Origin of the sequence: Streptomyces viridosporus (assembly GCF_002078235.1) — a bacterium.
Classification (GTDB): Bacteria; Actinomycetota; Actinomycetes; order Streptomycetales; family Streptomycetaceae; genus Streptomyces; species Streptomyces viridosporus.
This window is the reverse complement of record NZ_MSGP01000205.1, coordinates 351-26,665: the sequence shown is the minus strand read 5'-3', so window position 1 is coordinate 26,665 and position 26,315 is coordinate 351. Positions and strand designations below refer to the sequence as shown.

At 72.5% G+C, this 26,315-nt stretch carries 23 protein-coding genes, 1 tRNA gene and 1 pseudogene; 12 read left to right on the top strand and 13 right to left on the bottom strand.

Annotated elements, in window-relative coordinates; genetic code table 11:
* Positions 1–288, bottom strand: a 288-nt coding sequence (locus tag B7L92_RS15245) for a gluconokinase (protein WP_255310973.1), incomplete at its 3' end; no start/stop codon positions are given.
* Between the two features lie 136 nt (positions 289–424).
* Between B7L92_RS15245 and B7L92_RS15240 the strand changes: the two genes are divergently transcribed.
* Positions 425–1,138, top strand: a complete 714-nt coding sequence (locus B7L92_RS15240) for a FadR/GntR family transcriptional regulator (protein ID WP_081238097.1) — start codon at positions 425–427, stop codon at positions 1,136–1,138.
* A 6-nt stretch (positions 1,139–1,144) separates the two neighbouring features.
* Here B7L92_RS15240 and B7L92_RS15235 read toward each other — a convergent pair whose 3' ends face one another.
* Together B7L92_RS15235 and B7L92_RS15230 are read right to left on the bottom strand one after the other, a co-directional pair.
* On the bottom strand, positions 1,145–1,534 hold the full coding sequence (locus B7L92_RS15235) for a YchJ family protein (RefSeq protein ID WP_081238095.1): 390 nt from the start codon (positions 1,532–1,534) through the stop codon (positions 1,145–1,147).
* 63 nt (positions 1,535–1,597) lie between these two features.
* A tRNA-Leu gene (locus B7L92_RS15230) sits at positions 1,598–1,682 on the bottom strand.
* Between the two features lie 195 nt (positions 1,683–1,877).
* On the opposite strand from B7L92_RS15230, the gene B7L92_RS15225 reads away from it, so the two are divergent.
* From B7L92_RS15225 to B7L92_RS43530, 3 genes are all read left to right on the top strand, one after another.
* Complete coding sequence (locus tag B7L92_RS15225; RefSeq protein ID WP_081238093.1) at positions 1,878–3,203, top strand: M20/M25/M40 family metallo-hydrolase; 1,326 nt, start codon at positions 1,878–1,880, stop codon at positions 3,201–3,203.
* 152 nt (positions 3,204–3,355) lie between these two features.
* Complete coding sequence (locus tag B7L92_RS15220; RefSeq protein ID WP_004990211.1) at positions 3,356–3,589, top strand: chaplin; 234 nt, start codon at positions 3,356–3,358, stop codon at positions 3,587–3,589.
* A gap of 166 nt (positions 3,590–3,755) precedes the next feature.
* Positions 3,756–4,508 (top strand): chaplin, encoded by a 753-nt coding sequence (locus tag B7L92_RS43530; RefSeq protein WP_081238091.1) that lies wholly within the window; start codon positions 3,756–3,758, stop codon positions 4,506–4,508.
* 73 nt (positions 4,509–4,581) lie between these two features.
* On the opposite strand, the gene B7L92_RS15210 is transcribed toward B7L92_RS43530, so the two are convergent.
* On the bottom strand, positions 4,582–4,770 hold the full coding sequence (locus B7L92_RS15210) for a DUF5703 family protein (protein WP_026085313.1): 189 nt from the start codon (positions 4,768–4,770) through the stop codon (positions 4,582–4,584).
* 47 nt (positions 4,771–4,817) lie between these two features.
* On the opposite strand from B7L92_RS15210, the gene B7L92_RS15205 reads away from it, so the two are divergent.
* Positions 4,818–5,507, top strand: coding sequence for a hypothetical protein (locus B7L92_RS15205; RefSeq protein ID WP_081238089.1), 690 nt, complete (start codon positions 4,818–4,820; stop codon positions 5,505–5,507).
* Between the two features lie 59 nt (positions 5,508–5,566).
* Here the strand turns inward: B7L92_RS15205 and B7L92_RS15200 are convergent, their stop codons facing one another.
* Together B7L92_RS15200 and B7L92_RS15195 are read right to left on the bottom strand one after the other, a co-directional pair.
* On the bottom strand, positions 5,567–7,660 hold the full coding sequence (locus B7L92_RS15200) for a helix-hairpin-helix domain-containing protein (RefSeq protein WP_081238087.1): 2,094 nt from the start codon (positions 7,658–7,660) through the stop codon (positions 5,567–5,569).
* Positions 7,657–8,643 carry an aldo/keto reductase gene (locus tag B7L92_RS15195; protein WP_081238085.1) on the bottom strand — a complete coding sequence of 329 codons (987 nt, stop codon included), beginning with the start codon at positions 8,641–8,643 and terminating at the stop codon, positions 7,657–7,659. Before B7L92_RS15195 ends, B7L92_RS15200 begins: the two co-directional genes overlap by 4 nt.
* Before the next feature lie 225 nt (positions 8,644–8,868).
* On the opposite strand from B7L92_RS15195, the gene B7L92_RS15190 reads away from it, so the two are divergent.
* Both B7L92_RS15190 and B7L92_RS15185 read left to right on the top strand, forming a co-directional pair.
* A complete protein-coding gene (locus B7L92_RS15190; protein WP_081238084.1) occupies positions 8,869–9,924 on the top strand; it encodes an LLM class F420-dependent oxidoreductase in 1,056 nt (351 codons plus the stop codon).
* Between the two features lie 244 nt (positions 9,925–10,168).
* Positions 10,169–10,957, top strand: a complete 789-nt coding sequence (locus B7L92_RS15185) for a hypothetical protein (protein ID WP_081238082.1) — start codon at positions 10,169–10,171, stop codon at positions 10,955–10,957.
* Positions 10,958–10,981: 24 nt separating this feature from the next.
* Here B7L92_RS15185 and corA read toward each other — a convergent pair whose 3' ends face one another.
* Positions 10,982–11,977 (bottom strand): magnesium/cobalt transporter CorA, encoded by a 996-nt coding sequence (gene corA / locus B7L92_RS15180; RefSeq protein WP_081238080.1) that lies wholly within the window; start codon positions 11,975–11,977, stop codon positions 10,982–10,984.
* Between the two features lie 62 nt (positions 11,978–12,039).
* On the opposite strand from corA, the gene B7L92_RS15175 reads away from it, so the two are divergent.
* The 4 genes from B7L92_RS15175 to mshC all read left to right on the top strand — a co-directional run bounded on the left by B7L92_RS15175 (position 12,040) and on the right by mshC (position 15,535).
* Positions 12,040–12,726 carry a histidine phosphatase family protein gene (locus tag B7L92_RS15175; protein WP_004990226.1) on the top strand — a complete coding sequence of 229 codons (687 nt, stop codon included), beginning with the start codon at positions 12,040–12,042 and terminating at the stop codon, positions 12,724–12,726.
* Positions 12,727–12,813: 87 nt separating this feature from the next.
* Positions 12,814–13,404 carry a DUF3090 domain-containing protein gene (locus tag B7L92_RS15170; RefSeq protein ID WP_004990228.1) on the top strand — a complete coding sequence of 197 codons (591 nt, stop codon included), beginning with the start codon at positions 12,814–12,816 and terminating at the stop codon, positions 13,402–13,404.
* Positions 13,368–14,201 (top strand): SCO1664 family protein, encoded by an 834-nt coding sequence (locus B7L92_RS15165; protein WP_081238078.1) that lies wholly within the window; start codon positions 13,368–13,370, stop codon positions 14,199–14,201. The genes B7L92_RS15170 and B7L92_RS15165 overlap by 37 nt, the downstream gene beginning before the upstream one ends.
* A 104-nt stretch (positions 14,202–14,305) precedes the next feature.
* Complete coding sequence (gene mshC, locus B7L92_RS15160; RefSeq protein WP_004990235.1) at positions 14,306–15,535, top strand: cysteine--1-D-myo-inosityl 2-amino-2-deoxy-alpha-D-glucopyranoside ligase; 1,230 nt, start codon at positions 14,306–14,308, stop codon at positions 15,533–15,535.
* An 84-nt stretch (positions 15,536–15,619) separates the two neighbouring features.
* On the opposite strand, the gene B7L92_RS15155 is transcribed toward mshC, so the two are convergent.
* The 6 genes and pseudogenes from B7L92_RS15155 to B7L92_RS15130 all read right to left on the bottom strand — a co-directional run bounded on the left by B7L92_RS15155 (position 15,620) and on the right by B7L92_RS15130 (position 22,400).
* Positions 15,620–16,618 carry a PAC2 family protein gene (locus B7L92_RS15155; protein WP_081238076.1) on the bottom strand — a complete coding sequence of 333 codons (999 nt, stop codon included), beginning with the start codon at positions 16,616–16,618 and terminating at the stop codon, positions 15,620–15,622.
* A 277-nt stretch (positions 16,619–16,895) separates the two neighbouring features.
* Positions 16,896–17,108 (bottom strand): annotated as a pseudogene (locus tag B7L92_RS15150) (hypothetical protein); the annotation flags it as partial.
* A gap of 139 nt (positions 17,109–17,247) precedes the next feature.
* On the bottom strand, positions 17,248–18,864 hold the full coding sequence (locus B7L92_RS15145; protein WP_081238072.1) for a glycerol-3-phosphate dehydrogenase/oxidase: 1,617 nt from the start codon (positions 18,862–18,864) through the stop codon (positions 17,248–17,250).
* Positions 18,865–18,872: 8 nt separating this feature from the next.
* Positions 18,873–20,411: a glycerol kinase GlpK gene (gene glpK, locus B7L92_RS15140; protein ID WP_081238070.1), complete on the bottom strand. Its 1,539-nt coding sequence runs from the start codon at positions 20,409–20,411 to the stop codon at positions 18,873–18,875.
* Between the two features lie 81 nt (positions 20,412–20,492).
* A complete protein-coding gene (locus tag B7L92_RS15135) occupies positions 20,493–21,287 on the bottom strand; it encodes an MIP/aquaporin family protein (protein WP_081238068.1) in 795 nt (264 codons plus the stop codon).
* A gap of 348 nt (positions 21,288–21,635) precedes the next feature.
* Positions 21,636–22,400, bottom strand: a complete 765-nt coding sequence (locus B7L92_RS15130) for an IclR family transcriptional regulator (RefSeq protein WP_081238066.1) — start codon at positions 22,398–22,400, stop codon at positions 21,636–21,638.
* A 298-nt stretch (positions 22,401–22,698) separates the two neighbouring features.
* Between B7L92_RS15130 and metH the strand changes: the two genes are divergently transcribed.
* Positions 22,699–26,211, top strand: a complete 3,513-nt coding sequence (metH, locus tag B7L92_RS15125; protein ID WP_081238064.1) for a methionine synthase — start codon at positions 22,699–22,701, stop codon at positions 26,209–26,211.
* Positions 26,212–26,315: the final 104 nt, after the last annotated feature.

Below are 26,315 nucleotides of genomic sequence, written 5' to 3'. Positions count from 1 at the left end.
CGCGGCGGCCCGCAGCCGGTCGCGGTACGACCGCTTCAGTGCCGAGCAGCTGACCACGCCGCCGAGGCCCGCCCGGTCGTGCGCCCAGCCACCGATCGCGTCCAGCCAGGGCAGCCGGTCCTCGTCGGTGAGGGGAACACCGGCCGACATCTTGTCGATGTTGGCCTGCGGGTGGAAGTCGTCGGCCTCGGCGTACGGGACGCCGAACCGGGTTGCGAGCAGGGGACCGACGGTGGTCTTGCCGGTGCCCGCGACGCCCATGACCACGACGACGTGGGAGGTGTTCATCGCTGCCTCACTGTCTGATGTCTTCGTTGACACGTGATGTCGACGTAACTGAAGCCCATTAGTAAGACGTTTTCAAGAGAGTGTGATGTATAAGTCTGACTTTTTCTTCCGGTGATCCGTCCCCTACGCTGAGTGCATGAGCACACAGGGCCGCGGGCTGCACGGTCATGTACTGGACATCCTCGGCCCCGAAATCACCGCGGGGGAATACCCTCCCGGCAGCGTGCTGCGCACCGACGAACTCGCCCACCGGTTCGACGTGTCGCGCTCCGTGATGCGGGAAGTGGTGCGCGTGCTGGAGTCCATGCGCCTGGTCGAGTCCCGGCGTCGCGTGGGCGTGACGGTCCTGCCGATCTGCGAGTGGAACGTCTACGATCCCCAGGTCATCCGCTGGCGCCTGGCCGGCGCGGACCGCCCCCGGCAGTTGCGCTCCCTCACCGTGCTCCGCTCGGCGATCGAACCCGTCGCGGCCGGCCTGGCCGCGCGCAACGCCACCGCCGAGCAGTGCGCCGAACTCACCGAGTGCGCCCTCGGCATGGTCGCCCACTCACGCGGTCAGCAGTTGGAGGCGTACCTCGTCCACGACATGGCCTTCCACCGCGTGGTCCTGACCGCCTCCGGCAACGAGATGTTCGCCCGCCTCGGCGACGTCGTCGCCGAGGTCCTGGCCGGCCGCACGCACCACGACGTGATGTTCGACGACCCCGACCCGGCCGCCGTCACCCTCCACGTCCAGGTGGCCGAGGCGGTCCGCGAGCGCGACGCCGCCCGCGCGGAGGAGTTGACCCGTCAGATCACCGTGGGCGCCCTCCAGGAACTGGACATCCTGGCGCCCCGGGTGGAGTTCTGAGCGGACCTAGTCCAGGAAGTCCCCGTCGACGTACGCCCACGTCCCGTCGACCCGCTCGAACCGGCTGCGCTCGTGCAGCGAACCGCCCCGGTAGGACGCCCGGAAGGTCACCGTCCCGGTGGAGTGGAAGGCGGACCCGTCGGCCGTGTCCAGGATCTCCAGCCCGGTCCACCGCATCCGCGGACCGAGGTCGATCCGCTCCGGCCGGGTCCGGGGGTGCCAGGTCCGCATCAGGTAACCGGCGTCCTGCCGCACGAACGCGCAGTACCGCGACCGCATCAGCCTCTCGGCGGTCGGCGCGGCGGCCCCGGCGTGGAACCGGCCGCAGCAGTCCTCGTACGCCTCGGGCAGCCCGCAGGGGCAGGAACGGGTGGTCCGTGGGGTCCGCGTGCTCATGGTCACCCTTCGCGACAACGCCCGAGGGCCGCGACCTCGCGGTCGCGGCCCTCGCGCCTCATGTGTCCGAGGGGGGACTTGAACCCCCACGCCCGATAAAGGGCACTAGCACCTCAAGCTAGCGCGTCTGCCATTCCGCCACCCGGACAAGGTGTCTGTCGCGCGGGTTTCCCCCCGCGGCGACGAAGTAAACATTACCAGGTGTTCCAGGGTGACTCGATCACCCCGCCCCCGCCGGTCTCCGCGTGAACACCGCGTGGCGGCCCGGGCCGGGTCTTGGGGCCCGCGCCGCGGGGAGGGAGGATGAGGGGGACCCACCAGCAGTGACAGCGGGAGGAAGCACGTGAGCGAGACGGACCCGGCCAGGAGCGTCACCGGTGAGGACGAGGTCGTGGACCTCTGTCGCGAGCTGATCCGGATCGACACCAGCAACTACGGCGACCACTCGGGCCCCGGCGAGCGCGAGGCGGCCGAGTACGTCGCCGAGAAGCTCGCCGAGGTGGGCCTCGAACCGAAGATCTTCGAGTCGCACAAGGGGCGCGCCTCCACGGTGGCCCGGATCGAGGGGGAGGACCCCTCCCGGCCCGCGCTGCTGATCCACGGCCACACCGACGTCGTACCGGCCAACGCCGACGACTGGACCCACCACCCCTTCTCCGGCGAGATCGCCGACGGATGCGTGTGGGGGCGCGGGGCCGTCGACATGAAGGACATGGACGCGATGACCCTGGCGGTCGTCCGCGACCGGCTGCGCAGCGGGCGCAAGCCCCCGCGCGACGTCGTCCTCGCCTTCCTCGCCGACGAGGAGGCCGGCGGCACCTACGGCGCCAAGTACCTCGTCCGCGAGCACCCCGAGCTGTTCGAGGGCGTCACCGAGGCGATCGGCGAGGTCGGCGGGTTCTCCTTCACCGTCAACGAGAAGCTGCGCCTCTACCTCGTCGAGACCGCCGAGAAGGGCATGCACTGGATGCGGCTCACCGTCGACGGCACGGCCGGCCACGGCTCGATGACCAACGACGACAACGCGATCACCGAATTGTGCGAGGCCGTGGCCCGCCTCGGCCGGCACCAGTGGCCGGTGCGGGTCACCAAGACCGTACGGGCCTTCCTGGACGAGCTCTCCGACGCGCTCGGCACCGAACTCGACCCCGAGAACATGGACGAGACCCTCGCCAAGCTCGGCGGCATCGCCCGCATGATCGGCACCACGCTGCGCAACTCGGCGGCGCCCACCATGCTCGGCGCCGGCTACAAGGTCAACGTCATCCCCGGCCAGGCCACCGCCCACGTCGACGGCCGTTTCCTGCCCGGTTACGAGGAGGAGTTCCTCGCCGACCTCGACCGGATCCTCGGCCCGCGGGTGAGGCGGGAGGACGTGCACGCCGACAAGGCCGTGGAGACCGACTTCGACGGGCGCCTCGTCGACGCCATGCAGAGCGCGCTGAGTGCCGAGGACCCCATCGCGCGGGCCGTGCCGTACATGCTCTCCGGCGGCACCGACGCCAAGTCCTTCGACGACCTCGGCATCCGCTGCTTCGGCTTCGCGCCGCTGAAGCTGCCCCCGGAGCTGGACTTCGCGGGCATGTTCCACGGCGTCGACGAGCGGGTGCCGGTGGACGGCCTGAAGTTCGGCGTGCGCGTGCTCGACCGTTTCCTGGACGCGTCCTGAAACGGCCGCCCGCGTATTCCAATAATCGTGCAGACGTGCGGAGTTGACTGGGAAGGGTGAATGCGACCATAAGCTCGTAGCCTCATTAGTCCCTCCTCGTTACCCGTGGTGTGATCCTCAGCTCGGGATCGCCTTGCGAATAAGGAGGAACAATGATCAAGAAGGTCGTCGCGGTCGCGGCTGCCACCGGTGGACTGGTTCTCGCGGGCGCGGGTCTGGCCGCCGCCGACTCGGGTGCCCAGGGTGCCGCCGTGCACTCCCCGGGCGTCGTGTCCGGCAACGTGATCCAGGCCCCCATCCACGTCCCCGTGAACGCCTGTGGCAACACGATCTCCGTGATCGGGCTGCTGAACCCCACCTTCGGCAACACCTGCATCAACCAGTGACGTTGTGCCTCGCCCTTTAGGGCATGCCCTCTGAGGGTTTGAGCCCGTCGGCCCCGGAGCGCGCGCCATGCGCTCCGGGGCCGGCCGGTTCTCGAAGAACGTCGGAACACCGGGAATCCGCCGGAACGGAATTCCCGGCACCAGGTCGAAGGCAGGGATTTCAGCAATGCGACAGGTCACCCGCAAGGGTCTGATGACCATGGCGGCCGCCACCGGCGTGCTCGCCGCCGCGGGCGGGATCGCCCACGCCGACTCCGGCGCGCAGGGCACCGCCGCGGGCTCGCCCGGTGTGCTCTCCGGGAACTCGGTGCAGGCTCCGGTGCACGTGCCCGTCAACGTGTGCGGCAACACGGTCGACGTCGTCGGCGTCCTCAACCCGTCCGCGGGCAACGCCTGTGTCAACGAGGGCGGCTCCCCGGCGGACGGACACGCCGGCTCCGGCGACCGCGGCGGGGCGCACGCCGGTGATCAGGCAGGAGCGCACACCGGTGACCACGACGGGGCGTACGCCGGCGGACACGCCACCGGCTCACCCGGTGTGGCCTCCGGCAACCACGTCCAGGTGCCGGTGCACGTCCCGGTGAACGTCTGCGGCAACAGCGTCGACCTCATCGGCATCGGCAACGCCGCCGTGGGCAACGACTGCGCGAACGGCCCCGGCCACGAGACGCCCGGACAGCCCGCCGAGCCGGAGACCCCCGCCGAGCCGGGCAGCCCCGAGCGCCCCGGCGACGAGCCGGCCGCACCGGGCGACCGGACCCCGGAGGACAACCGGCCGATCGCCCACTCCGCTCCCCGGACCGACGTCCAGCTCGCACAGACCGGCAGCGAGCTGCCCGTGGGCCTGGTCCTGCCGGTCGGCGCGGGCGCGCTGCTCGCCGGCGCGGTCCTCTACCGCAAGGCGCGGGCCGCTGCGTGACGCGGGACACACGGAGCGGGCCCCGCGACCGCGGGGCCCGCTCCGTTCCGTGATCCTCTCGGGTCGCCCGGGCTCACCAGGTGGCGCGCACCTGGCGGATGATCCGCCGCCGCAGCCGCACCCTGCGGCTGCCGTCACGCATCAGCGTCAGGCGGTACAACTCCCAGTGACCGTACTCTGCGTGGTCCGTCAGCAGACGTGCCGTCTCCTTGCGGGAGACCCCGCGCGGCACGTGCACGTCGACAAATTCGTATTCCGGCATCGCATCTATTGTGCGGTCCGGCCCCCGGTACGGATAGCGTCTGCACTATGTCTGATGCTGAGCAGCCCACCGCTGCCGAGGTACGCGCCGCCGCCGAGGCGGTCAAGACCGCGCTCGACCGCCACCTGGCCGCGGTCGAGCGCAGGTCGGGGGAGGACGACCCGGCCGTCCACGAGGCGTTCAACCGGCTCGCCGCGGCCGCGGAGGCGTACGACGAACTGCTCTACGACCGCTATGACGAGGTCACGCCCTTCGAGATCCCCGGTGGGGAGGACGAGCTGCCGCCCTACACCGGCCCCGAGGAACCGAGCGCGCTCAGTGTCCTGATCCGCCGCGACTACGCCGTCGCCGAGCCGCAGCGGCTGCTCGCCCACGCCCAGCGGATCGAGGCGGCGGACGACGAGGACGCGGTCGCCTCCGGCACCGTCCACGGCGCGCTCGGCCTGCTGTTCGGCGAGTACGAACCGGACGAGATCGCCTCCCGTCACAAGGAGTTCGGCCTGGAGGAGGGCGACTCCACGCTCTGGGTGACGGCATCGGACGAACCCGCCGAACCCGGCGAGTGGCTGGAGGAGCCCTTCGAGCAGGTGGACCCGCAGCGGGTCGTCTGCCGCTTCGACGTCAGCGCGGTCTTCGACGACGACCTCGACGACGACACCGACGACGATCTCGAGGACGCACTGGATCCGGTACTGGACGAGGACGAGGACCTGGAGCCGCTCGACGCGGACCGCTGACCACGTCCTCCCGGCGGCGGTGGCACACGGGTGTCACCGCCGCACCCGGCGGCCCGGGCTCAGCCGTCCGCCGCCGGAACCTGCGGCGCCAGCAGCACCGGCAACCGGGTCGTCCGCGGTTTCGCCGCCACCTCGGCCACGGCACGCGGCAGGGCCTGCTCCACACCGTGCACCACGGACAGGTGCCGGTCGGCCCGGCCGAACGCCGTGTACACCCAGGGCCGGCTCAGCGCGGGAACGGCGTCACCGGGGAGCACCACGACGACCGCGGGCCACCGGCAGCCCACCGCCTGGTGCGCGGTCAGCGCCCACCCGTGCCGCACGGTCTGCTCCACCCGCTCCCTCGGCACGACGATCCGCTCGCCCCCGCACACCAGGTGCAGCCCCTCGTCGTCGGCCTTCACCACACGGCCCGGCAGCGTGCGTCCCGGAGCGGGGGAGTGGGCGACCCGGTCGCCCGGGTCGAATCCGCCGAACCGCCCCGGCCCCGGATTGAGCCGCTCCTTCAGCGCCGCGTTCAGCGCACGCGTGCCCACCGCACCGCCGTGCCCCGGCGTGATCACCTGCGTCTCCTCGGCCGGCACGCCGATCGCCCGCGGCACCGAGTCCGCCACGAGCTGCACGGTCCGGTGCACGGCCTCTCCCGCGTCCCGCACCGGCACGATCACGACCTCCTTGCCGGGCGCCTCCACCTGGTTCAGCTCGCCGACGCCGATCCCGGAGACCAGCTCGCCCAGCGGCCCGGGATCCGGCCGCCGGGAGGCGACCTGCGGGCAGAGCCGCGCCGCGAGCAGGTCCGCGAAGACCCGCCCCGCGCCCACGGACCAGAGCACCCCCGGATCGCCGGCCAGCACCAGCCGGGCACCGTCCGGCAGCGACTCCGTGACCAGGGCGGCCGTCTCGACGTCCAGCTGCGGGGCGTCCAGCACGACGAGCAGGTCCACGTCGAGCGCCCCGTCGGCGTCCCGGCCCGGCCCCTCGGCGCCGGACAGCAGGCCGGCGACGGTGGCGACCCCCGGCCCCTCCACCAGCGCCGCGAACCGCGCCCGCCCGATCGGACCGTGCGCGGCGGCCCAGGCGCGCAGCCCCATGCCGTGCGCGGCGTCCAGCAGCGCCGCCGGCTCGGCCAGCGAGGCCTCCCCGCCGGTGTGCAGCACGAGCCCGTGCCCGGCGACCGCCCGGACCAGCTCGGCGGCGGACCCCTCCGCCGCGGCGGCGGCCCGCTCCCAGTCCTCGTCCGAGCCGTCCCGCCCGGGCGCGGAGACGATCAGCCGGGCCAGGCCGTCGGCGAGGCTCTCCTCGGCCAGCGCGTACCGCTCCAGCCCCACCAGCACCCGGACCGGCCGCTCCGCGTCCTCCTCCTGCGGAGCGGGATGCCCCTGCGGAGCCGGAGCCCCGGCTTCCGCCACCGCGTCCTGGAAGACGAGGACGTCCCCTTCCGAGAGGGCGTTCTGCACGGTCCCCTCGGGATCCGGCACTCCCTGCCGCCCCAGCGCCTCCACCAGGGCGGACATCTCCAGGGCGGTGTGCCCGGCCAGCGCCGCCTGCTCCAGCAGCCACACGGTGACCGCCCGCCCCCGGCGCTCGTCGTCCGGCCCGGCCCCGGCGCCGAGCAGCGCCCGCGCGAACCCGTCGGCCTGCCCGGGACGCACACCGGCCACCCGCAGCAACTGCCAGGGATCGGCGCGCAGCACCGCTGCGCCCTCCTCGCCCAGCACACCGGCGGCCTGAACGGCGAGCCCCTCGGGCGCGCCCCCCTGCGCCAGCACCTCCCGCACCCCCGCGACGACGCCGGGGGCGGGAACCGCCTCGCCGGAAACCGCCGGCGCCCGCCGCACCGGCTCGGGAGCGGGCCGGCGCGGCGCCGCGGGCGCCTCCTCGAACACCGCGGCGGCCGGCTTCCCCCCGCTCTCCACGGCCCGCACGGCGGCGAGGAGGTCGGCCGCCCTGCCGCTCAGCTTGCCGCCGGCCTCGATCGGCCCCTGCTTCTCGGCCTTCCGCCGCTCGATGCGCTCCCGCTCGATCTGCTGGGCACGCAGCTCGGCCTCGGCCTCGGACACCTGCGCGCCCTCGTCGGAGGCTTTGTCCGCGCCCGGCGTCCCCGGCTCGGCGTCCTCCGTGGCCTCGGGGTTCTCGGGCGGCTCCGTGCTCACAGCGTGCTCCAGTCGTGATCGGGATAGCGGTGCACGGGCGCCGACACGTCGTCGAGCGCCCGGCAGATCTCGTCAGGAAGACTAAGGGCCTCCACCGACAACGCCGCCGTGAGCTGCTGCGCGTTGCGCGCGCCGACGATGGGGGCGGCCACGCCGGGCCGGTCCCGGACCCAGGCGAGCGCCACCTGCAGCGCGGTCACGGCGAGCCCGTCCGCCGCCGTCGTCACCGCGTCCACGATCCGGCTCGCAGGGTCGTCGAGGTACGGCGCGACGAACGGCGCCAGGTGCTCCGAGGCGCCGCGCGAGTCCGACGGAGTGGTGTCGCCCCGGTACTTGCCGGTCAGCACGCCCCGCCCGAGCGGCGAGGACGGCAGCAGCCCGATCCCCAGGTCGAGCGCGGCGGGCAGCACCTCCCGCTCCACCCCCCGCTGCAGCAGCGAGTACTCCATCTGCGTGCTCGCCAGCCGGGCCCGTGCCCCCGGCGAGGCCAGCTGCCAGGTCGCCGCCTTGGCCAGCTGCCACCCGCAGAAGTTGGACACACCGGCGTAGCGGGCCCGTCCGCTGCCGACCGCGATGTCCAGGGCCTGGAGCGTCTCCTCCAGCGGGGTGTCGGGGTCGTAGGCGTGGACATGCCACAAGTCGACGTGGTCGGTGCCGAGCCGCGCCAGCGAGGCGTCCAGCGCGGAGAGCAGATGCCCGCGCGAGCCGTCGAACCGGCGGTCCGGATCCGGCACGCTCCCGGCCTTCGTCGAGATCACCAGGTCCCGGCGCGGCACCAGCCCCTCCATCAGCCTCCCGAGCAGGTACTCGGCCTCCCCGTCGCCGTACACGTCCGCGGTGTCGACGAGGGTCCCGCCGGCTTCCCAGAACGTCTTCAAGAGGTCCGCGGCGTCGTGCTCGTCGGTGTCCCGCCCCCAGGTCAGGGTCCCCAGCCCGATCCGGGACACACGCAGGCCGGTACGGCCGAGATGCCTCTGCTCCATGAACGCCGAGATTACTGGCCGGACCCCGGAACAGGGGGGCCTGTGGACAACGGATTTCCGAGGTGCGGCGGTGGCCGGCCGCCCCGGCCCCGGCCCGCGACGGGGGCGCGGGCGCTCCGCGCGCCCCCACCGCACCGCGGGCACCCCGCGCGCGTCCCCGTCCGGCGGCCGGAGGTATAGGGTCTGCGCACAAGCGACGTTACTGATCGGTAAGAGGAGACGGCCATGCAGCTCGGGATCAACCTCGGCTACTGGGGCGCCGGGATGGACGCGGACAACCTCGCCGTGGCGCAGGAGGCGGACCGCCTCGGCTACGCGGTCTGCTGGGCCGCCGAGGCCTACGGCTCCGACGCCGCCACCGTGCTCGCCTGGGTCGCCGCCCGGACCGAGCGCATCGACGTCGGTTCGGCCATCTTCCAGATCCCCGCCCGCCAGCCCGCGATGACCGCGATGACCGCCGCCACCCTCGACTCCCTCTCCGGCGGCCGCTTCCGCCTCGGCCTCGGCGTTTCCGGCCCGCAGGTCTCGGAGGGCTGGTACGGCGTCAAGTTCGACAAGCCCCTCGCCCGCACCCGCGAGTACGTCGAGATCGTCCGCAAGGCCATGACCCGCGAGCGCCTCTCCCACGAGGGCGAGCACTGGACCCTCCCCCTGCCGGGCGGCCCCGGCAAGCCCCTCAAGCTCACCGTGCACCCGCAGCGCGAGCACATCCCGCTCTACATCGCCGCGATCGGCCCCAAGAACCTCGAACAGACCGGTGAGATCGCCGACGGCGCCCTGCTGATCTTCCCCTCCGCCGACCACCTCGAGGACACCGCCGTCAAGCACCTGCGCGCGGGCCGCGAGAAGGCGGGCAAGACCCTCGACGGCTTCGACATCTGCCCCACCGTCCCCCTCGCCGTCGGCGACGACAAGGACGTCGCCGCGCTCGCCGACACCTTCCGCCCCTACACCGCGCTGTACGTCGGCGGCATGGGCAGCCGCAAGCAGAACTTCTACAACCAGCTCGCCGGGCGCATGGGCTACGAGCGGGAGGCCGCCGAGATCCAGGACAAGTACCTGTCCGGCGACAAGCAGGGCGCGGCGGCCGCCGTGCCGCACGACCTGATCGACTCCACCACCCTCCTGGGTTCGGTCGACCGCATCGCCGACCGGATGAAGGCCTACGCCGCCGCCGGGGTCACCACCCTCACCCTCGCCCCGGCCGGCTTCACGCTCGACGAGCGCCTCGCCTCCCTCCGCGCCGGCACCGAGGCCCTGGAACGCGCCGGTCTCGCCTAGGGACGTTCGCGGCCGTGGTGGGGGCTCGGGGGTCCTCCCCGCCACGGCCGTCACGCAGCACAACGCGGACCGGCCCCCGGGGTTACGCCCGCCCCGCGTACGCCTCCGGGTCCCCCCGCAGGTCCCCCTTTCGGCGGAGTTGTCCGGCATACCTGTTGCAGCGCCCCCGTCCTCGCACTTGACTCGTTCTTTGCGAACGTGCGGAACCAGCGGCACACGGAAGCCTGCGGAGAGGGTGCCCACCATGCTTTCGGCCAAGAGTCTGTTCCAGGAGATCCTCGACCACGACGAGTCCTTCGCCCTGTTCTGCTCCATCGCCGCGAGCGGCGAGTCCCAGGGCGGCTGGGAGAACGCCCGCATCGCCGCGCTCGTCCCCGAGGCCCAGCGCGCACTCGCCCCCAAGATCGCCAGGCACGGCGCCGACGAGGACAAGCACGGCCGCATCTTCAACGCCCTGATGAGGAAGCGCGGCCTGGAGCCCGTTCCGGTCCCGCCCGAGACCGACTACACGATGCTCCTGGAACGGGGCGGCATCGGCCTGGCCCACGGCCGGCTCAAGCGCGACGAACCGCTCACCGTGCAGGACATCGTCACCTACCTCGCGCACAGCCGGGTCACCGAACAGCGTGCCTCCGAGCAGATGGAACTCCTCCGCAAGCACTTCGCCGACCACCCCGAACTCGGCCGCGCGGTCAAAATGATCTCCCACGACGAGGACAACCACCTCGCCTACTGCCACGAGGAACTCCTGCGCTTCGCGTACGCCGGGCACGGGCGCGCCATCCAGCGCACCCTGCGGACGTGCGCGCTCGCGGAGATCCGCGTCCACCGGGACGTCAGCCTCGCGGTGATGGCCCGCATGGGCCGCATCCTCGGCTGGTCCAGGGCCAGGGCGGCGGTCCTCGCGGCGGGCATCCACGCGGTGTACGCCTACGAGCGCCTGGGCGGCTGGCGCCGCATGGTCTCGCTCAGGATGCCCGAGCGCCGCGACGCGCTCGGGGGCCCCGCGAGCGCGGCCCCGGAGTTCGCCTGACGCCACCGCCGGACGCGCGGCCGGCTACATCCACCCCCGCCGCTTGAACAACCGGTACAGCAGCACCTCCAGCACGGCCATCACCGCGATCACCGCCGGATACGACCACACCCACCGCAGCTCCGGCATGTGGGTGAAGTTCATGCCGTAGATCCCCGCGAGCATCGTGGGGACCGCGGCCATGGCCGCCCACGCGGAGATCTTCCGCATGTCGTCGTTCTGCCGCACGCTCATCTGCGCCAGGTGCGCCGAGAGGATGTCGGAGACCAGCCGGTCCAGCCCCTCCACGGACTCGTTGACGCGGGTGAGGTGGTCGTGCACGTCACGGAAGAAGGGCTGCGCCTTCTCCTCCACGAAGGGCACGCGCATCCCGAACGTGCCCACTCCCGCCAGCCGCGTCATCGGCAGCGCCAGCGGCCCGGTCGCGCGGCGGAACTCCAGGATCTGCCGCTTGAAGTTGTAGATCCGGGACGCGGTGTGCCGCGAGCCGCCCCCGTCGGGGGAGAAGACCTCGGCCTCCAGTTCCTCCAGGTCGTTCTGCAGCTCGGTCGCCACCTCCAGGTAGTGGTCGACGGCGGCGTCGGCGATCGCGTACAGCACCGACGTCGGCCCCTTGCCCAGCAGCTCCGGCTCCCGCTCCAGCCTGCTCCGCACGGCCTTGAGCGGCGCGCCCCCGCTGTGCCGGACGGTCACCACGAACGCGTCCCCGAGGAAGACCATGATCTCGCCGGAGGACACGGTGTCGCTGTTCGGCTCGTACTCCACCGGCTTGAGCACCAGGAACAGCGAGTCGTCGTACACCTCCAGCTTGGGCCGCTGGTGCGCCTTGAGGGCGTCCTCGACCGCCAGCGGGTGCAGCGCGAACTCCTGCGAGACCAGGGCGAACTCGTCCTCCGTGGGCTCGTGCAGTCCGATCCAGACGAAACCCCCCGCCGACCGCGCCTCCGCCAGCGCGTCGGAGAAGTCCTCGGGCCCCTCCGACCGGTGTCCCTCCCGATATATGGCACAGTCGACTATCACGGAACGTGATCTCCCTTCGTATGACGGACACCGCACGTGCGAGTGCGCCTACCCTGGGCCGCATGCCCACATTGCTCCTGGTCCGGCACGGACGTTCCACCGCCAACACCGAGGGACTGCTCGCCGGCTGGACGCCCGGCGTCGCCCTCGACGACCGCGGGGCCGCGCAGGCCGCCGCACTGCCCGGACGGCTCGCCGAGCTGCCGCTCAGCGAGATCGTCGTCAGCCCGCTGCAGCGCTGCCAGGAGACCGTCCGGCCGCTGCTCGACGCCCACCCCGGCCTGAGCGCGCACACCGACGAACGGATCGGGGAGTGCCACTACGGCGACTGGACCGGACGCAAGCTCGCCGAGCTCAAGGACGAGCCCCTGATGGAGGTGGTGCAGGCCCACCCGTCGGCGGCGGCGTTCCCCGGCGGGGAGTCCATGCGCGCGATGCAGACCCGCGCCGCCGAGGCGGTGCGCGAGTGGAACGCGCGCGTGGAGCGCGACCACGGTGCCGACGCCGTGTACCTCATGTGCTCGCACGGGGACATCATCAAGTCCCTCGTCGCGGACGCACTCGGACTCCATCTCGACCTCTTCCAGCGGATTTCTGTGGAACCGTGTTCCATCACCGTGATCCGTTACACACGGTTGCGGCCCTTTCTCGTCCGTCTCGGCGACACCGGCGACTTCGCGTCCCTGGCGCCGAGCGAGGAACCGCCCGCCGACGAAGCCACGGTCGGGGGCGACGCGGGCGCACCGTGATCGTCGGCCGCAGTAGGGTGAAGCGGTCGCAGCCGCGCGCCCCCGTTCGAACAGCCCGTTCCCACGACTCTCAATGGAGATCAGGACGTGTCCCGTCAGGTGTTCCTCTACGACCAACCGGAACGTTTCGTGGCCGGTACGGTCGGACTGCCAGGGCGCCGTACGTTCTTCCTCCAGGCCTCCGCCGGCTCCCGGGTGACCAGCGTGGCCCTGGAGAAGACCCAGGTAGCGGCACTCGCCGAGCGCATGGACGAACTGCTCGACGAGGTCGTGCGCCGCAGCGGCGGCAGCGCCGCGGTCCCCGCCATGGCACCGACCGAGATCACCGACACCGCCCCGCTGGACACCCCCGTGGAGGAGGAGTTCCGCGTCGGCACCATGGCGCTCGCCTGGGACGGTGAGGACCAGCGCATGATCGTCGAGGCCCAGGCCCTCGTCGAACTGGACGCCGAATCCGAGGAGGACCTCGCCGAGGCCGAGGAACGGCTGCTCCAGGACGAGGAGAACGGGCCCCCGATGCTCCGCGTCCGGCTCACCGGCGCGCAGGCCCGGGCCTTCGCCAAGCGCGCCCTCGACGTCGTCAACGCCGGGCGGCCGCCGTGCCCGCTGTGCAGCCTCCCGCTCGATCCGGAAGGACACGTATGTCCGCGCCAGAACGGATACCGCCGCGGAGCGTGACGGCCACCGACCCGGCTGCCGCCACCCTGCTCGCCGAGGGCGAACTGACCGTGCGCGGACGCATCCGTGAGGCGTCGAACGCGGCGCTGTACTGCACCGTGACGCACGGGGGCCGCGAGGCCGCGTGCGTCTACAAGCCGGTCGCCGGGGAGCGGCCCCTGTGGGACTTCCCCGACGGCACGCTCGCCGGACGCGAGGTCGCCGCTTACGAGGTCTCCGAGGCGACCGGCTGGGGGCTGGTGCCCCCCACCGTGCTGCGCGACGGCCCGTACGGCGAGGGCATGTGCCAGCTGTGGGTCGAGACGGTGCCGGGCGCGGAGCTGCTCGCCCTGGTGGACGGGGAGGAGCCCGATCCGGGCTGGAGGGCGATCGGCCTCGCGGAGGTCGGCGAGGGCCGCACCGCGCTGCTCGTGCACGCCGACGACGAACGGCTGCGCCGGCTGGCCGTGCTCGACGCGGTGATCAACAACGCCGACCGCAAGGGCGGGCACCTGCTGCCCGCCGCGGGGGACCGGCTGTACGGCATCGACCACGGGGTCACCTTCAACGTCGAGGACAAGCTGCGCACCCTGCTGTGGGGCTGGGCGGGGGAGCCGCTGACCGAGGAGGCGCTCGACGTCCTCAAGGGCCTCAGGAAGGCCCTCACGGACGGGGGCGCGCTCGCCGTCCGGCTGGGTGCGCTGATCACCCCCGCGGAGATCGACGCCACCCGCGCGCGGGTCGAGTCGCTGATCGCCACCGGCATCCATCCGGAACCCGGCGGACAGTGGCCGGCGATCCCCTGGCCGCCGGTCTGACCGGATCCGTGAGCACACCGGGCGGCGCCGCGCAAGAGCGCCTTCCCGGTCAACCGGCCCGCTCCGGTTCGTATACCGAACCGCGGTCCGGTTAGGCTCGAGACATGCATGCCTGGCCCGCTTCCGAGGTCCCCGCCCTGCCTGGTCAGGGCCGCGACCTGAGGATCCACGACACCGCGACCGGTGGCCCGGTCACCCTCGCCCCCGGTCCCGTCGCCCGTATCTACGTCTGCGGCATCACGCCGTACGACGCCACCCACATCGGACACGCGGCGACCTACAACGCGTTCGACCTCGTGCAGCGCGTGTGGCTCGACACCAAGCGGCAGGTGCACTACGTCCAGAACGTCACCGACGTCGACGATCCGCTGCTGGAGCGGGCCGAGCGGGACGGTCTCGACTGGGCCGCCCTCGCGGAGCAGGAGACCGCGCTCTTCCGCGAGGACATGACCGCCCTGCGGATGCTGCCGCCGCGGCACTACACGGGCGCCGTGGAGGCCATACCCGGCATCGTCCCGCTCGTCGAACGGCTGCGCGACCTCGGTGCGGCCTACGAGCTCGAGGGCGACATCTACTTCTCCGTCGAGTCCGATCCGCACTTCGGCCAGGTCTCGCACCTCGACGCCGCCGCCATGCGGCTGCTGTCCGCCGAGCGCGGCGGCGACCCGGACCGTCCGGGCAAGAAGAACCCCGTCGACCCGATGCTCTGGATGGCCGCCCGCGAGGGTGAGCCGAGCTGGGACGGCGGTTCGCTCGGCCGGGGCCGGCCCGGCTGGCACATCGAGTGCGTGGCCATCGCCCTCGAGCACCTCGGCATGGGCTTCGACGTCCAGGGCGGCGGCTCCGACCTGATCTTCCCGCACCACGAGATGGGCGCCTCCCACGCCCAGGTGCTCACCGGCGAGTTCCCCATGGCCAAGGCGTACGTCCACGCCGGCATGGTCGCCCTGCACGGCGAGAAGATGTCCAAGTCCAAGGGCAACCTGGTCTTCGTCTCCCGGCTGCGGCGCGACGGCGTCGACCCGGCCGCCATCCGGCTGGCGCTGCTCGCCCACCACTACCGCGCCGACTGGGAGTGGACCGATCAGGTCCTCCAGGACGCCGTGACCCGCCTCGGACACTGGCGGGCCGCCGTCTCCCGCCCCGACGGCCCGCCCGCCGAGGCGCTGGTCGAGGAGATCCGCGAGGCGCTCGCGAACGACCTGGACGCCCCGGCCGCGCTGGCCGCCGTCGACCGCTGGGTCCTGCTCCAGGAGGAGAGTGGCGGCACGGACCCGGGCGCCACCGGCGTCGTCTCCCGCGCGGTGGACGCGCTGCTCGGCGTCGCGCTGTAGACCGCCCGCGACCACGACAGGGGCGCCCCCTCCGAGGAGGGGGCGCCCCTGTTCCTTCGGTCCTGTCCCCGCCGGCCCGCCGCTTCAGTCCTCCGACGGGTCCTCGTCGCCCTTGTCCGGTTTCGGGGGCCGCGGCGGCCGGGAACGGCCGCCCGGGCCGTCCCGCGGACCCGGGTTGTCCCGCAGGTACGAGGTGCCGTCGCCGCCGTCGGCCGTGGCGTGCCCGCCGGGCGGACCCGACGCCCCGTCACGGCGCCGCAGATAGCGCTCGAACTCGCGGGCGATCGCCTCGCCCGACGCCTCCGGCAGCTCGGCGGTGTCCCGGGCCTCCTCCAGCGTCTGGACGTACTCGGCGACCTCGCTGTCCTCCGCGGCCAGTTGGTCCACGCCCACCTGCCAGGCGCGCGCGTCCTCGGGCAGCTCGCCCAGCGGGATGCGCACGTCGATCAGGTCCTCGAGGCGGTTGAGGAGGGCCAGGGTGGCCTTCGGGTTGGGCGGCTGCGACACGTAGTGCGGGACCGCCGCCCACAGCGACACCGCCGGGACGCCGGCGTGGGTGCACGCCTCCTGGAGGATGCCGACGATGCCCGTGGGGCCCTCGTACTTGGTCTCCTCCAGATCCATGCGGCGGGCCAGGTCGGGGTCGGACGTGGTCCCGCTGATCGGAACCGGACGGGTGTGCGGGGTGTCCCCGAGCAGAGCGCCCAGGACGACCACCAGTTCCACGCCGAGTTCGTGCGCGAAGCCGAGGAGTTCGTTGCAGAACGAGCGCCACCGCATGGACGGTTCGATACCGCGGACCAGCACCAGGTCGCGCGGCTTCTCGCCGCCGACCCGGACCACCGACAGCCGCGTCGTCGGCCAGGTGACCTTGCGCACCCCGCCGTCCATGAACACCGTGGGCCGGTTCACCTGGAAGTCGTAGTAGTCCTCGGCGTCCAGCGCCGCGAACACCTCGCCCTTCCACTCCCTGTCCAGGTGCGCGACCGCGGTGGAGGCGGCGTCCCCGGCGTCGTTCCAGCCCTCGAACGCGGCCACCATGACCGGGTCGATCAGCTCGGGAACCCCCTCGAGCTCGATCACCCAGCGCCTCCTTCCGACGTGCCCTCGCGTACGTCCCAACCTTACGGCGTTCCCGGGGGGCGTCCGCAGCCCCCTCGCAGGGGGAGTGCCCCATCACTGCCCCGCCGGGCACCGGGAAACACCCCCCGGTGATCCGGGCCGCCGAGGGGGCGCGCGGCGGGACTCACGGCGAGGAGCGCGGCCACTGCTCCACGCTCGCGAGGTGCACCGTCGCCCGGGACCGCGCCGCCTCGGCGTCCCGGTCCCGCGGGGCGGCGAGGAGCGTCCGGTGCTCGCACAGGGTGCGGATCAGCGACAGCGTCCGCACCGCCTCGCGCGGCGAGTTGCCGAACAGCCCCGGCCCGGCGGCGGGTTCGCTCTCCCCGGGCAGCCGGTCGCCGGGGCGCAGCGCGCCGGATACGATCATCGCCTCGATCTGCTCGATCTCCTCGTCGGTGACTGCCGTGCCCGGCCTCCCCGCGGTTCGGACCTCCGAGGTGCCCGCCGTCATGCGGACCCGACGGACCCGACGGACCGGCCGGTCCGGCCCGCGGCTTGGGGGCGCGCAGGGGAGAGGGGCGGCTCCGTCGGCGCGGAGCCGCCCCTCTCCCCGTGCCGGCTCCCGTGCGGGGGATCCGGGATCCTCGCGGTCACTTCCCGTCGAGCAGCCCCTGGACGTCCGCCCGGACCTCGTCCGTGGCGAGGCCCCTGATCGTCAGGGTGGTGCGACGGCGCAGCACGTCGTCGACGGTCTCGGCCCACTCGTGGTCGCGGGCCCAGACGACCTGCGCCCGGATCTCCGGGGCGTCCGGGTGGACGCGCCGGGCCAGCGCCGGGTCCTCGTTCGCCAGGCGGGCGATGTCGAAGGCCAGCGAACCGTAGTGGGTGGCCAGGTGCCTGGCGGTGTCCGCGGCCATGCGCGGGCCGGGCGCGGGGCCGTCGACCAGCAGCCGGTGGGCGACCGCGCGGGGGTTGGCGACACCCGGCAGCGGCAGCTTCTTCGGCAGCGAGGAGATCGGCTCGAAGCCGTCGCCCAGCGGGTGGCCCGGCAGGGACTCCAGCTTCTTCATCACCGTGCGGCCGATGTGGCGGAAGGTGGTCCACTTGCCGCCCGCGACGGACAGCATCCCGCCCCGGCCCTCGGTGACGACCGTCTCCCGCTTCGCCTTCGCCGTGTCCCCGGGGCCGCCCGGCAGCACCCGCAGACCCGCGAAGGCGTAGGTGATCAGATCACGGTCGAGCTGCTGGTCGCGGATGGAGAACGCGGCCTCGTCGAGGATCTGGGATATGTCCCTGTCGTTGACCGCGACGTCCGCCGGGTCGCCCTCGAACTCCTCGTCGGTCGTGCCGAGCAGCAGCATGTCCTCCCAGGGGAGGGCGAAGGTGATCCGGTACTTGTCGATCGGCGTGGCCAGCGCGGCCTTCCACGGGGAGGTCCGCTTCAGGACCAGGTGCGCGCCCTTCGACAGCCGGATGGACGGCGCCGCGCCCGGGTCCTCCATGCGGCGCAGGTGGTCGACCCACGGTCCGGTCGCGTTCAGCACCAGGCGGGCGTCGACGCCGAACTCGTCGCCCGAGAGGCGGTCGCGCAGCTCGGCACCGGTGACCCGGCCCCGGGTGAAGCGCAGCCCCGTCACCTCGGCGTGGTTGAGGACGGTCGCGCCCGCGTCGACGGCCGCGCGGACCGTCATCAGCGCCATGCGCGCGTCGTTCATCTGGTCGTCGCCGTACACGGCCACGGCCTTCAGGTTCTCGGTGCGCAGCTCCGGCACGTCCGCCTGCGCCTTGGCGGGGGAGAGCAGGTGCCCGACGCCGTCGCCGAAGGCCGACAGCATCGAGTACGCGAAGACGCCGGCCCCGAGCTTCGCCGCGCCGTGCGGCCCGCCCTTGTACACGGGGAGGTAGAACGTGAGCGGGTTCGCCAGGTGGGGGGCCACCTGGCGGGAGACCGCACGGCGCTCGAAGTGGTTCTCCGCCACCAGCTTCACCGCACCGGTCTGCAGGTAGCGCAGACCGCCGTGGAGCAGCTTGGAGGAGGCGGAGGAGGTGGCGCCGGCGAAGTCGCCGGCGTCCACCAGAGCCACCCTGAGGCCGGACTGCGCGGCGTGCCAGGCGGTGGAGATGCCCAGGATGCCGCCGCCGATCACGAGAAGGTCGTACGACGCCTTGGAAAGCTGCTCCCGGGTCTCGGCGCGGCTCGGGTGGGAGCCGGACGCCGGGCGCGTCCCCAGGGCAGGTACGGACTGCAGGGTGGACTGAGTGGTCATGTCGGGTCTTACTCCTCGTCCTCGAGCCAGCCCATGGTCCGCTCGACGGCCTTGAGCCAGTTCTTGTACTCACGGTCGCGGGTCTCCGCGTCCATGCGGGGGGTCCACTCGGCGGCCCGGCGCCAGTTGGCGCGCAGGTCGTCGGTGCTGCTCCAGAAGCCGACGGCGAGGCCGGCGGCGTAGGCGGCGCCGAGGCAGGTGGTCTCGGCGACCATCGGGCGCACCACGGGGGCGTCCAGGAAGTCGGCGAGCGTCTGCATCAGCAGGTTGTTGGAGGTCATGCCGCCGTCGACCTTGAGGGCGGTCAGCTCCACGCCGGAGTCCTTCATCATGGCGTCCGCGATCTCCCGCGTCTGCCAGGCGGTGGCCTCCAGGACGGCGCGCGCGAGGTGCGCCTTGGTGACGTACCGGGTCAGGCCGGCGATCACACCGCGGGCGTCGGAGCGCCAGTACGGGGCGAACAGGCCGGAGAAGGCCGGCACGAAGTAGGCGCCGCCGTTGTCCTCGACCGAGAGCGCGAGCGTCTCGATCTCGGCGGCGGTGGAGATCAGGCCCATCTGGTCGCGCATCCACTGCACCAGCGCGCCGGTGACGGCGATCGAGCCCTCCAGGGCGTAGACCGGCTTCTGGCCGCCGATCTGGTAGCCGACGGTGGTCAGCAGCCCGCTGTAGGAGTTGATGATCTTGTCGCCGGTGTTCATCACCATGAAGGTGCCGGTGCCGTACGTCGACTTGGTCTCGCCCTCGGAGAAGCAGGTCTGGCCGAACAGGGCCGCCTGCTGGTCGCCGAGCGCGGAGGCGACCGGGATGCCGCCGAGCAGGTCGCCCAGCTTGCCGCCCTTGATCTCGCCGTAGACCTCGGCGGAGGAGCGGATCTCCGGCAGCATCGCGGTGGGAACGCCGATGGACTCGGCGATCCTCTCGTCCCACTGCATGGTGTGCAGGTTCATCAGCAGGGTGCGGGAGGCGTTGGTGACGTCCGTGACGTGGTGGCCGCCGTCGGTGCCGCCGGTCAGGTTCCAGATGACCCACGTGTCCATGGTGCCGAAGAGGATGTCGCCCGCCTCGGCGCGCTCCTTGAGGCCGTCGACGTTGTCGAGCAGCCAGCGGGCCTTGGGGCCGGCGAAGTAGGAGGCGAGGGGGAGGCCGGTCTCGCGGCGGAAGCGGTCCTGGCCGACGTTGCGGGCGAGCTCGCGGCAGAGGGCGTCGGTGCGGGTGTCCTGCCAGACGATGGCGTTGTGGACCGGCTCACCGGTGTTCCGGTCCCACAGCACGGTGGTCTCGCGCTGGTTGGTGATGCCGATGGCCTTGATGTCGTCGCGGGTGATGCCGGCCTTCTCGACGGCCCCCGCGACGACCTCCTGGACGTTGGTCCAGATCTCGGTGGCGTCGTGCTCGACCCAGCCCGGCTTGGGGAAGATCTGCTCGTGCTCCTTCTGGTCGACGGAGACGATGCGCCCGTCGCGGTCGAAGACGATGCAGCGGGAGGAGGTGGTGCCCTGGTCGATGGCGGCGATGAAGGGGCCGGCGGTGTGGGCGTCGGTCACGGTGTGCTCCTGGAGTTCCTTGGTTGGGGGCTGTGTGTACGGCGCTTCTGCGGGACGCGGGGTTCGGGGCGAACCGGTCGCCTAGGCGAAGGCGACGTTGTAGATGCCGGCCGCGAGGGCGCCGCCGATCAGCGGACCGACCACCGGGACCCAGGCGTAGGACCAGTCGGAGCCGCCCTTGTTGGGCAGGGGCAGCAGGGCGTGCACGATGCGCGGACCGAGGTCGCGGGCCGGGTTGATGGCGTAACCGGTCGGGCCGCCCAGCGACAGACCGATGGAGACGACCACGAGCGCCGTGATCAGACCGCCCAGTACGCCGAGGCCGTTGCCCGCGTCGTTCAGGCCCTGGGTGAGCACGGCGAGCAGCAGGACGACGGTGCCGATGATCTCCGTCGTGAGGTTCTGCACCGTGTTCCGGATCTCCGGACCGGTGGAGAAGATGCCGAGGACGGGGCCGGCGCCCTTCTCCCGGGCCTCGACCGCCTTGGCGGTGGTGGCCTGCGCGCCCGGGCCGCCGACGATCTCCTTGTCGGTCAGGTGCGCCTGGAACTGGCCGTAGTAGGCGAGCCAGACCAGAGCCGCGCCGATCATCGCGCCGAGGAACTCTCCGGCGAAGTAGGTCGGAACGTTGCTCCAGTCGCCGTCCTTGACGGCGAGCGCCACGGTCACGGCCGGGTTGAGGTGGGCGCCGGAGAGCGGACCGGCGATGTACACCGCCGTCATGACGGCGAAGCCCCACCCGAAGGCGATGGCGAGCCAGCCGGCGTTGCGCGCTTTGGAGGCCTTCAGGGTCACGGCGGCGCACACACCGCCGCCGAGCAGGATGAGTACGGCGGTACCGATGGTCTCGCCGATGAAGATGTCGGAGCTGGACACCCGCGACTCCTTTGTCCTTCGTCCAGAGAGCCGAACCCCGGGTCCCACCGGGGATCGGCGCCCTCAGGGGTGAGAGCGATGCCGGCCCTTGGCGTTGTCACACTCTAACGCGTATTGCCGGTAAGTGTTCGACAATGCCGACCGATGGACGGGAGTCTCGCGGGGCGTCACACGTGCGTCAAGGGTTTGGTTGTCGAAAGCGCGATCGTTACTGGCCGTCGTGGACGGTCGGTCCCGGATCTGGTTCATCACTCCAACGGGCGATATGACCGCTTCGGGGCACGGCTGGGGCCGGGGCGCCGTGCGGCGTCCCGGCCCTCACTCGTGCAGCAGAGCCCCGCGCGGGGCTCAGAACCGTCCGGCGCCCAGGTCCCGCGACACCGCGCGGGCGCAGTCCCGTACCGCCGCGATCAGCTCGGGGCGCAGCTCGCCGTCCCGGCGCAGCCGCTCCACCGCGCCCGTGACGCCCACCGCGCCCACCGGCATGCGCCGCCGGTCGTGGATGGGCGCCGCCAGGGAGGCCACGCCCTCCCAGGTCTCCTCGACGTCCGCCGCGTAGCCACGCGCGCGCGTGAGGTCGAGGAGGTGCTCGAAGGCGTCCGCCTCGCACACCGTGCGGTCGGTGAACGCCTTGCGCTCGTTCTCCAGGGCCTCGCTGTGCGCCACCGGGTCGTAGGCCGCCAGCACCTTGCCCAGGGCCGTGGAGTGCAGCGGCTGCATGGCTCCTATCTCCAGGACCTGCCGGCTGTCGTCGGGCCGGAAGACGTGGTGCACGATCAGCACGCCCTGCTGGTGCAGCACGCCCAGGTAGACGCTCTCGCCGCTGGAGCGGGCCAGGTCGTCCGTCCACACCAGGGCGCGCGCCCGCAGCTCGTGCACGTCGAGGTAGGTGGTGCCCAGCCGCAGCAGCTCGGCGCCCAGCTGGTAGCGGCCGGAGGCGTCGTCCTGCTCTACGAACCCCTCGTGCTGGAGGGTGCGCAGGATGCCGTGGGCGGTGCCCTTGGCGAGCCCCAGGGACGAGGCGATGTCCGACAGGCCGAGCCGCCGCTCGCCGCCCGCGAGCAACCGCAGCATCGCTGCCGCCCGTTCGAGCGACTGGATGTTCCGTGCCATCGCCGTACTGCCTCCGTCCCCTTCGACCGCCGGCCCGCGACGCCGCTGCCGCTGTTCGGCAATGCCGAACACTACCGGTCCATGCCGACCTCCCGCCAACGGTCGGCCGTGGCGCGTTGCGCCGCCCGCACTCCGCACGTCGGCTCCCGGCCATCATCGTCCGCCTCGTGGACTCCCCGAACATCAGGGCGCGGTCCCGGATACCCTGACGTCGTGTGTCCTGCCGGAAGAGCTCCACGACCGGACCTTCCGGGCAGCCGCAAAGCCGACAGCCGTCGCACCTGAGGGAGCCCTTTCCATGGCCTCGTTGCCGCTGACCCCTTCCGCCGACAGCCGGACCCGTGTGTCCGCCCTCCGTGAGGCGTTGGCCACCCGTGTGGTGGTCGCCGACGGGGCGATGGGCACCATGCTCCAGGCCCGGGACCCGAGCCTGGAGGACTTCCAGCAGCTGGAGGGCTGCAACGAGATCCTGAACGTCACCCGCCCGGACATCGTCGCTTCGGTGCACCGCGAGTACTTCGCGGCGGGTGTGGACTGCGTGGAGACCAACACCTTCGGCGCCAACCTCACCGCCCTGGGCGAGTACGACATCGCCGGCCGGGTCGCGGAGCTGTCCGAGGCCGGTGCCCGCATCGCCCGGGAGGCCGCCGACGAGTTCGCCGCCCGGGACGGCCGCCCGCGCTGGGTGCTGGGCTCGATGGGGCCGGGCACCAAGCTGCCCACCCTCGGGCACACCACCTTCGCCGCGATCCGCGACGCCTACCAGGCCAACGCCGAGGGGCTGCTGGCCGGCGGGGCGGACGCGCTGCTGGTGGAGACCACGCAGGACCTGCTGCAGACCAAGGCCTCGGTCATCGCGGCCCGCCGGGCGATGGCGGCCACCGGCCACGCGGTGCCGCTGGTGGTGTCGGTGACGGTCGAGACCACCGGCACCATGCTGCTGGGCTCGGAGATCGGCGCGGCGCTGACCGCGCTGGAGCCGCTGGGCGTCGACATGATCGGCCTGAACTGCGCGACCGGCCCGGCGGAGATGAGCGAGCACCTGCGCTACCTGGCCCGCCACGCCCGGGTGCCGCTGGCGTGCATGCCGAACGCGGGCCTGCCGGTCCTCACGGCCGAGGGCGCGCACTATCCGCTGACGCCCGGGGAGCTGGCCGACGCCCAGGAGACGTTCGTGCGGGACTACGGCCTGAGCCTGGTCGGCGGCTGCTGCGGGACCACCCCCGAGCACCTGCGCCGGCTGGTGGAGCGGGTGCGCGGCGCGGTCCCGCCCGGGCGCGAGCCGCGGCCGGAGCCGGGCGCGGCCTCGCTGTACCAGAGCGTGCCGTTCCGCCAGGACACCTCCTACCTGGCGATCGGGGAGCGGACCAACGCCAACGGGTCGAGGAAGTTCCGCGAGGCGATGCTGGCGGGCCGCTGGGAGGACTGCGTGGAGCTGGCCCGGGAGCAGATCCGCGAGGGCGCGCACATGCTGGACCTGTGCGTGGACTACGTGGGCCGCGACGGGGTGGCGGACATGGCGGAGCTGGCCGGCCGGCTCGCCACCGCCTCCACGCTGCCGATCGTGCTGGACTCCACCGAGGTCGAGGTGCTGCGCGCCGGGCTGGAGCGGCTGGGCGGCCGGGCGGTGCTCAACTCGGTGAACTACGAGGACGGCGACGGCCCCGACTCCCGCTTCGCCCGGGTGGCCCGGCTGGCGCGGGAGCACGGGGCGGCGCTGGTCGCGCTGACCATCGACGAGGAGGGCCAGGCCCGCACCGCGCAGCGGAAGGTCGCGGTCGCCGAGCGGCTGATCGCCGACCTGACCGGCCGCTGGGGCATCCGCGAGGAGGACATCCTGGTGGACTGCCTGACCTTCACCATCTGCACCGGCCAGGAGGAGTCCCGCCGGGACGGCCTGGCCACCCTCGAGGCCATCCGGGAGCTGAAGCGGCGCCGCCCGCGGGTGCAGACCACGCTGGGCCTGTCGAACATCTCCTTCGGCCTGAACCCGGCCGCCCGGATCCTGCTCAACAGTGTGTTCCTGCACGAGTGCGTCCAGGCGGGCCTGGACTCGGCGATCGTGCACGCCTCCAAGATCCTGCCGATCGCCCGGTTCAGCGAGGAGGAGGTCACCACCGCGCTGGACCTGATTTATGACCGGCGCCGGGAGGGCTACGACCCGCTGCAGAAGCTGATGCAGCTGTTCGAGGGGGCCACGGCCACCTCGCTGAAGGCGGGCCGGGCCGAGGAGCTGGCCGCGCTGCCGCTGGAGGAGCGGCTCAGGCGGCGCGTCATCGACGGCGAGAAGAACGGCCTGGAGGCCGACCTGGACCAGGCCCTCACCACCCGCAGGGCCCTGGACATCGTCAACGACACCCTGCTGGAGGGCATGAAGGTGGTCGGCGAGCTGTTCGGCTCCGGCCAAATGCAGCTGCCCTTCGTGCTGCAGTCGGCGGAGGTGATGAAGGCGGCGGTGGCCCACCTCGAGCCGCACATGGACAAGAGCGACGAGGCGGGCAAGGGCACCATCGTGCTGGCCACCGTGCGCGGCGACGTGCACGACATCGGCAAGAACCTGGTCGACATCATCCTGTCCAACAACGGCTACACCGTGGTCAACCTGGGCATCAAGCAGCCCGTCTCGGCGATCCTGGAGGCCGCCGAACAGCACCGGGCGGACGTGATCGGCATGTCCGGGCTGCTGGTGAAGTCCACCGTGATCATGAAGGAGAACCTCGAGGAGCTCAACGCCCGCGGCCTGGCCGCCGACTACCCGGTCATCCTCGGCGGCGCCGCGCTGACCCGCGCCTACGTCGAGCAGGACCTGCACGAGCTCTACCAGGGCGAGGTCCGCTACGCCCGCGACGCCTTCGAGGGCCTGCGCCTGATGGACGCGCTGATCGGCATCAAGCGCGGGGTGCCCGGCGCGAAACTGCCCGAACTGCGGCAGCGCCGCGTCCGTGCGGCCACGGTGGAGGTCGAGGAGCGGCCCGAGACCGGGCACGTGCGCTCCGACGTCGCCACCGACAACCCGGTCCCCGCCCCGCCGTTCTGGGGCACCCGCGTCATCAAGGGCATCCAGCTCAAGGAGTACGCGAGCTGGCTGGACGAAGGCGCCCTGTTCAAGGGCCAGTGGGGCCTGAAGCAGGCCCGCACCGGCGAGGGGCCGACGTACGAGGAGCTCGTCGAGACCGAGGGCCGGCCCCGGCTGCGCGGACTGCTGGACCGCCTACGGAGGGAGAACCTGCTGGAAGCGGCCGTCGTCCACGGCTACTTCCCGTGCGTCTCCAAGGACGACGACCTGATCGTCCTGGACGAGCACGGCGCCGAGCGCACCCGGTTCACCTTCCCGCGCCAGGCCGGCGGCCGGCGCCTGTGCCTGGCGGACTTCTTCCGCCCGGAGGAGTCCGGCGAGAGGGACGTCGTCGGCCTCCAGGTGGTCACCGTCGGCTCCCGCATCGGCGAGGAGACCGCCCGGATGTTCGCGGCCAACGCCTACCGCGACTACCTCGAACTGCACGGCCTGTCCGTCCAGCTCGCCGAGGCCCTCGCCGAGTACTGGCACGCCCGCGTCCGCGCCGAACTCGGCTTCGCCGGTGAGGACCCGGCCGCGATGGAGGACATGTTCGCCCTCAAGTACCGGGGCGCCCGCTTCTCCCTCGGCTACGGCGCCTGCCCGGACCTGGAGGACCGCGCCAAGATCGCCGACCTGCTCGAGCCCGGGCGCATCGGGGTGGAGCTGTCCGAGGAGTTCCAGCTCCACCCCGAGCAGTCCACCGACGCCATCGTGATCCACCACCCGGAGGCCAAGTACTTCAACGCCCGCTGAGGCCGTGGTGGGGCCCCGCCACGGGGCCCGCGGGCGTCAGGAGGCACGTGCGGCGCGCACGACGTACACTGGTCGGTCCACCGCAGGCCGGTTCCCCGCACGGG

Coding starts and splice junctions, on each gene's coding strand:
- metH (WP_081238064.1), top strand. CDS start 22,699: ATGGCCTCGTTGCCGCTGACCCCTTCCGCCGACAGCCGGACCCGTGTG.
- B7L92_RS15130 (WP_081238066.1), bottom strand. CDS start 22,400: ATGGCACGGAACATCCAGTCGCTCGAACGGGCGGCAGCGATGCTGCGG.
- B7L92_RS15185 (WP_081238082.1), top strand. CDS start 10,169: ATGCTTTCGGCCAAGAGTCTGTTCCAGGAGATCCTCGACCACGACGAG.
- B7L92_RS15190 (WP_081238084.1), top strand. CDS start 8,869: ATGCAGCTCGGGATCAACCTCGGCTACTGGGGCGCCGGGATGGACGCG.
- B7L92_RS15240 (WP_081238097.1), top strand. CDS start 425: ATGAGCACACAGGGCCGCGGGCTGCACGGTCATGTACTGGACATCCTC.
- B7L92_RS15165 (WP_081238078.1), top strand. CDS start 13,368: ATGTCCGCGCCAGAACGGATACCGCCGCGGAGCGTGACGGCCACCGAC.
- B7L92_RS15235 (WP_081238095.1), bottom strand. CDS start 1,534: ATGAGCACGCGGACCCCACGGACCACCCGTTCCTGCCCCTGCGGGCTG.
- B7L92_RS15145 (WP_081238072.1), bottom strand. CDS start 18,864: ATGACCACTCAGTCCACCCTGCAGTCCGTACCTGCCCTGGGGACGCGC.
- B7L92_RS15220 (WP_004990211.1), top strand. CDS start 3,356: ATGATCAAGAAGGTCGTCGCGGTCGCGGCTGCCACCGGTGGACTGGTT.
- B7L92_RS15205 (WP_081238089.1), top strand. CDS start 4,818: ATGTCTGATGCTGAGCAGCCCACCGCTGCCGAGGTACGCGCCGCCGCC.
- B7L92_RS15195 (WP_081238085.1), bottom strand. CDS start 8,643: ATGGAGCAGAGGCATCTCGGCCGTACCGGCCTGCGTGTGTCCCGGATC.
- B7L92_RS43530 (WP_081238091.1), top strand. CDS start 3,756: ATGCGACAGGTCACCCGCAAGGGTCTGATGACCATGGCGGCCGCCACC.
- B7L92_RS15175 (WP_004990226.1), top strand. CDS start 12,040: ATGCCCACATTGCTCCTGGTCCGGCACGGACGTTCCACCGCCAACACC.
- mshC (WP_004990235.1), top strand. CDS start 14,306: ATGCATGCCTGGCCCGCTTCCGAGGTCCCCGCCCTGCCTGGTCAGGGC.
- B7L92_RS15210 (WP_026085313.1), bottom strand. CDS start 4,770: ATGCCGGAATACGAATTTGTCGACGTGCACGTGCCGCGCGGGGTCTCC.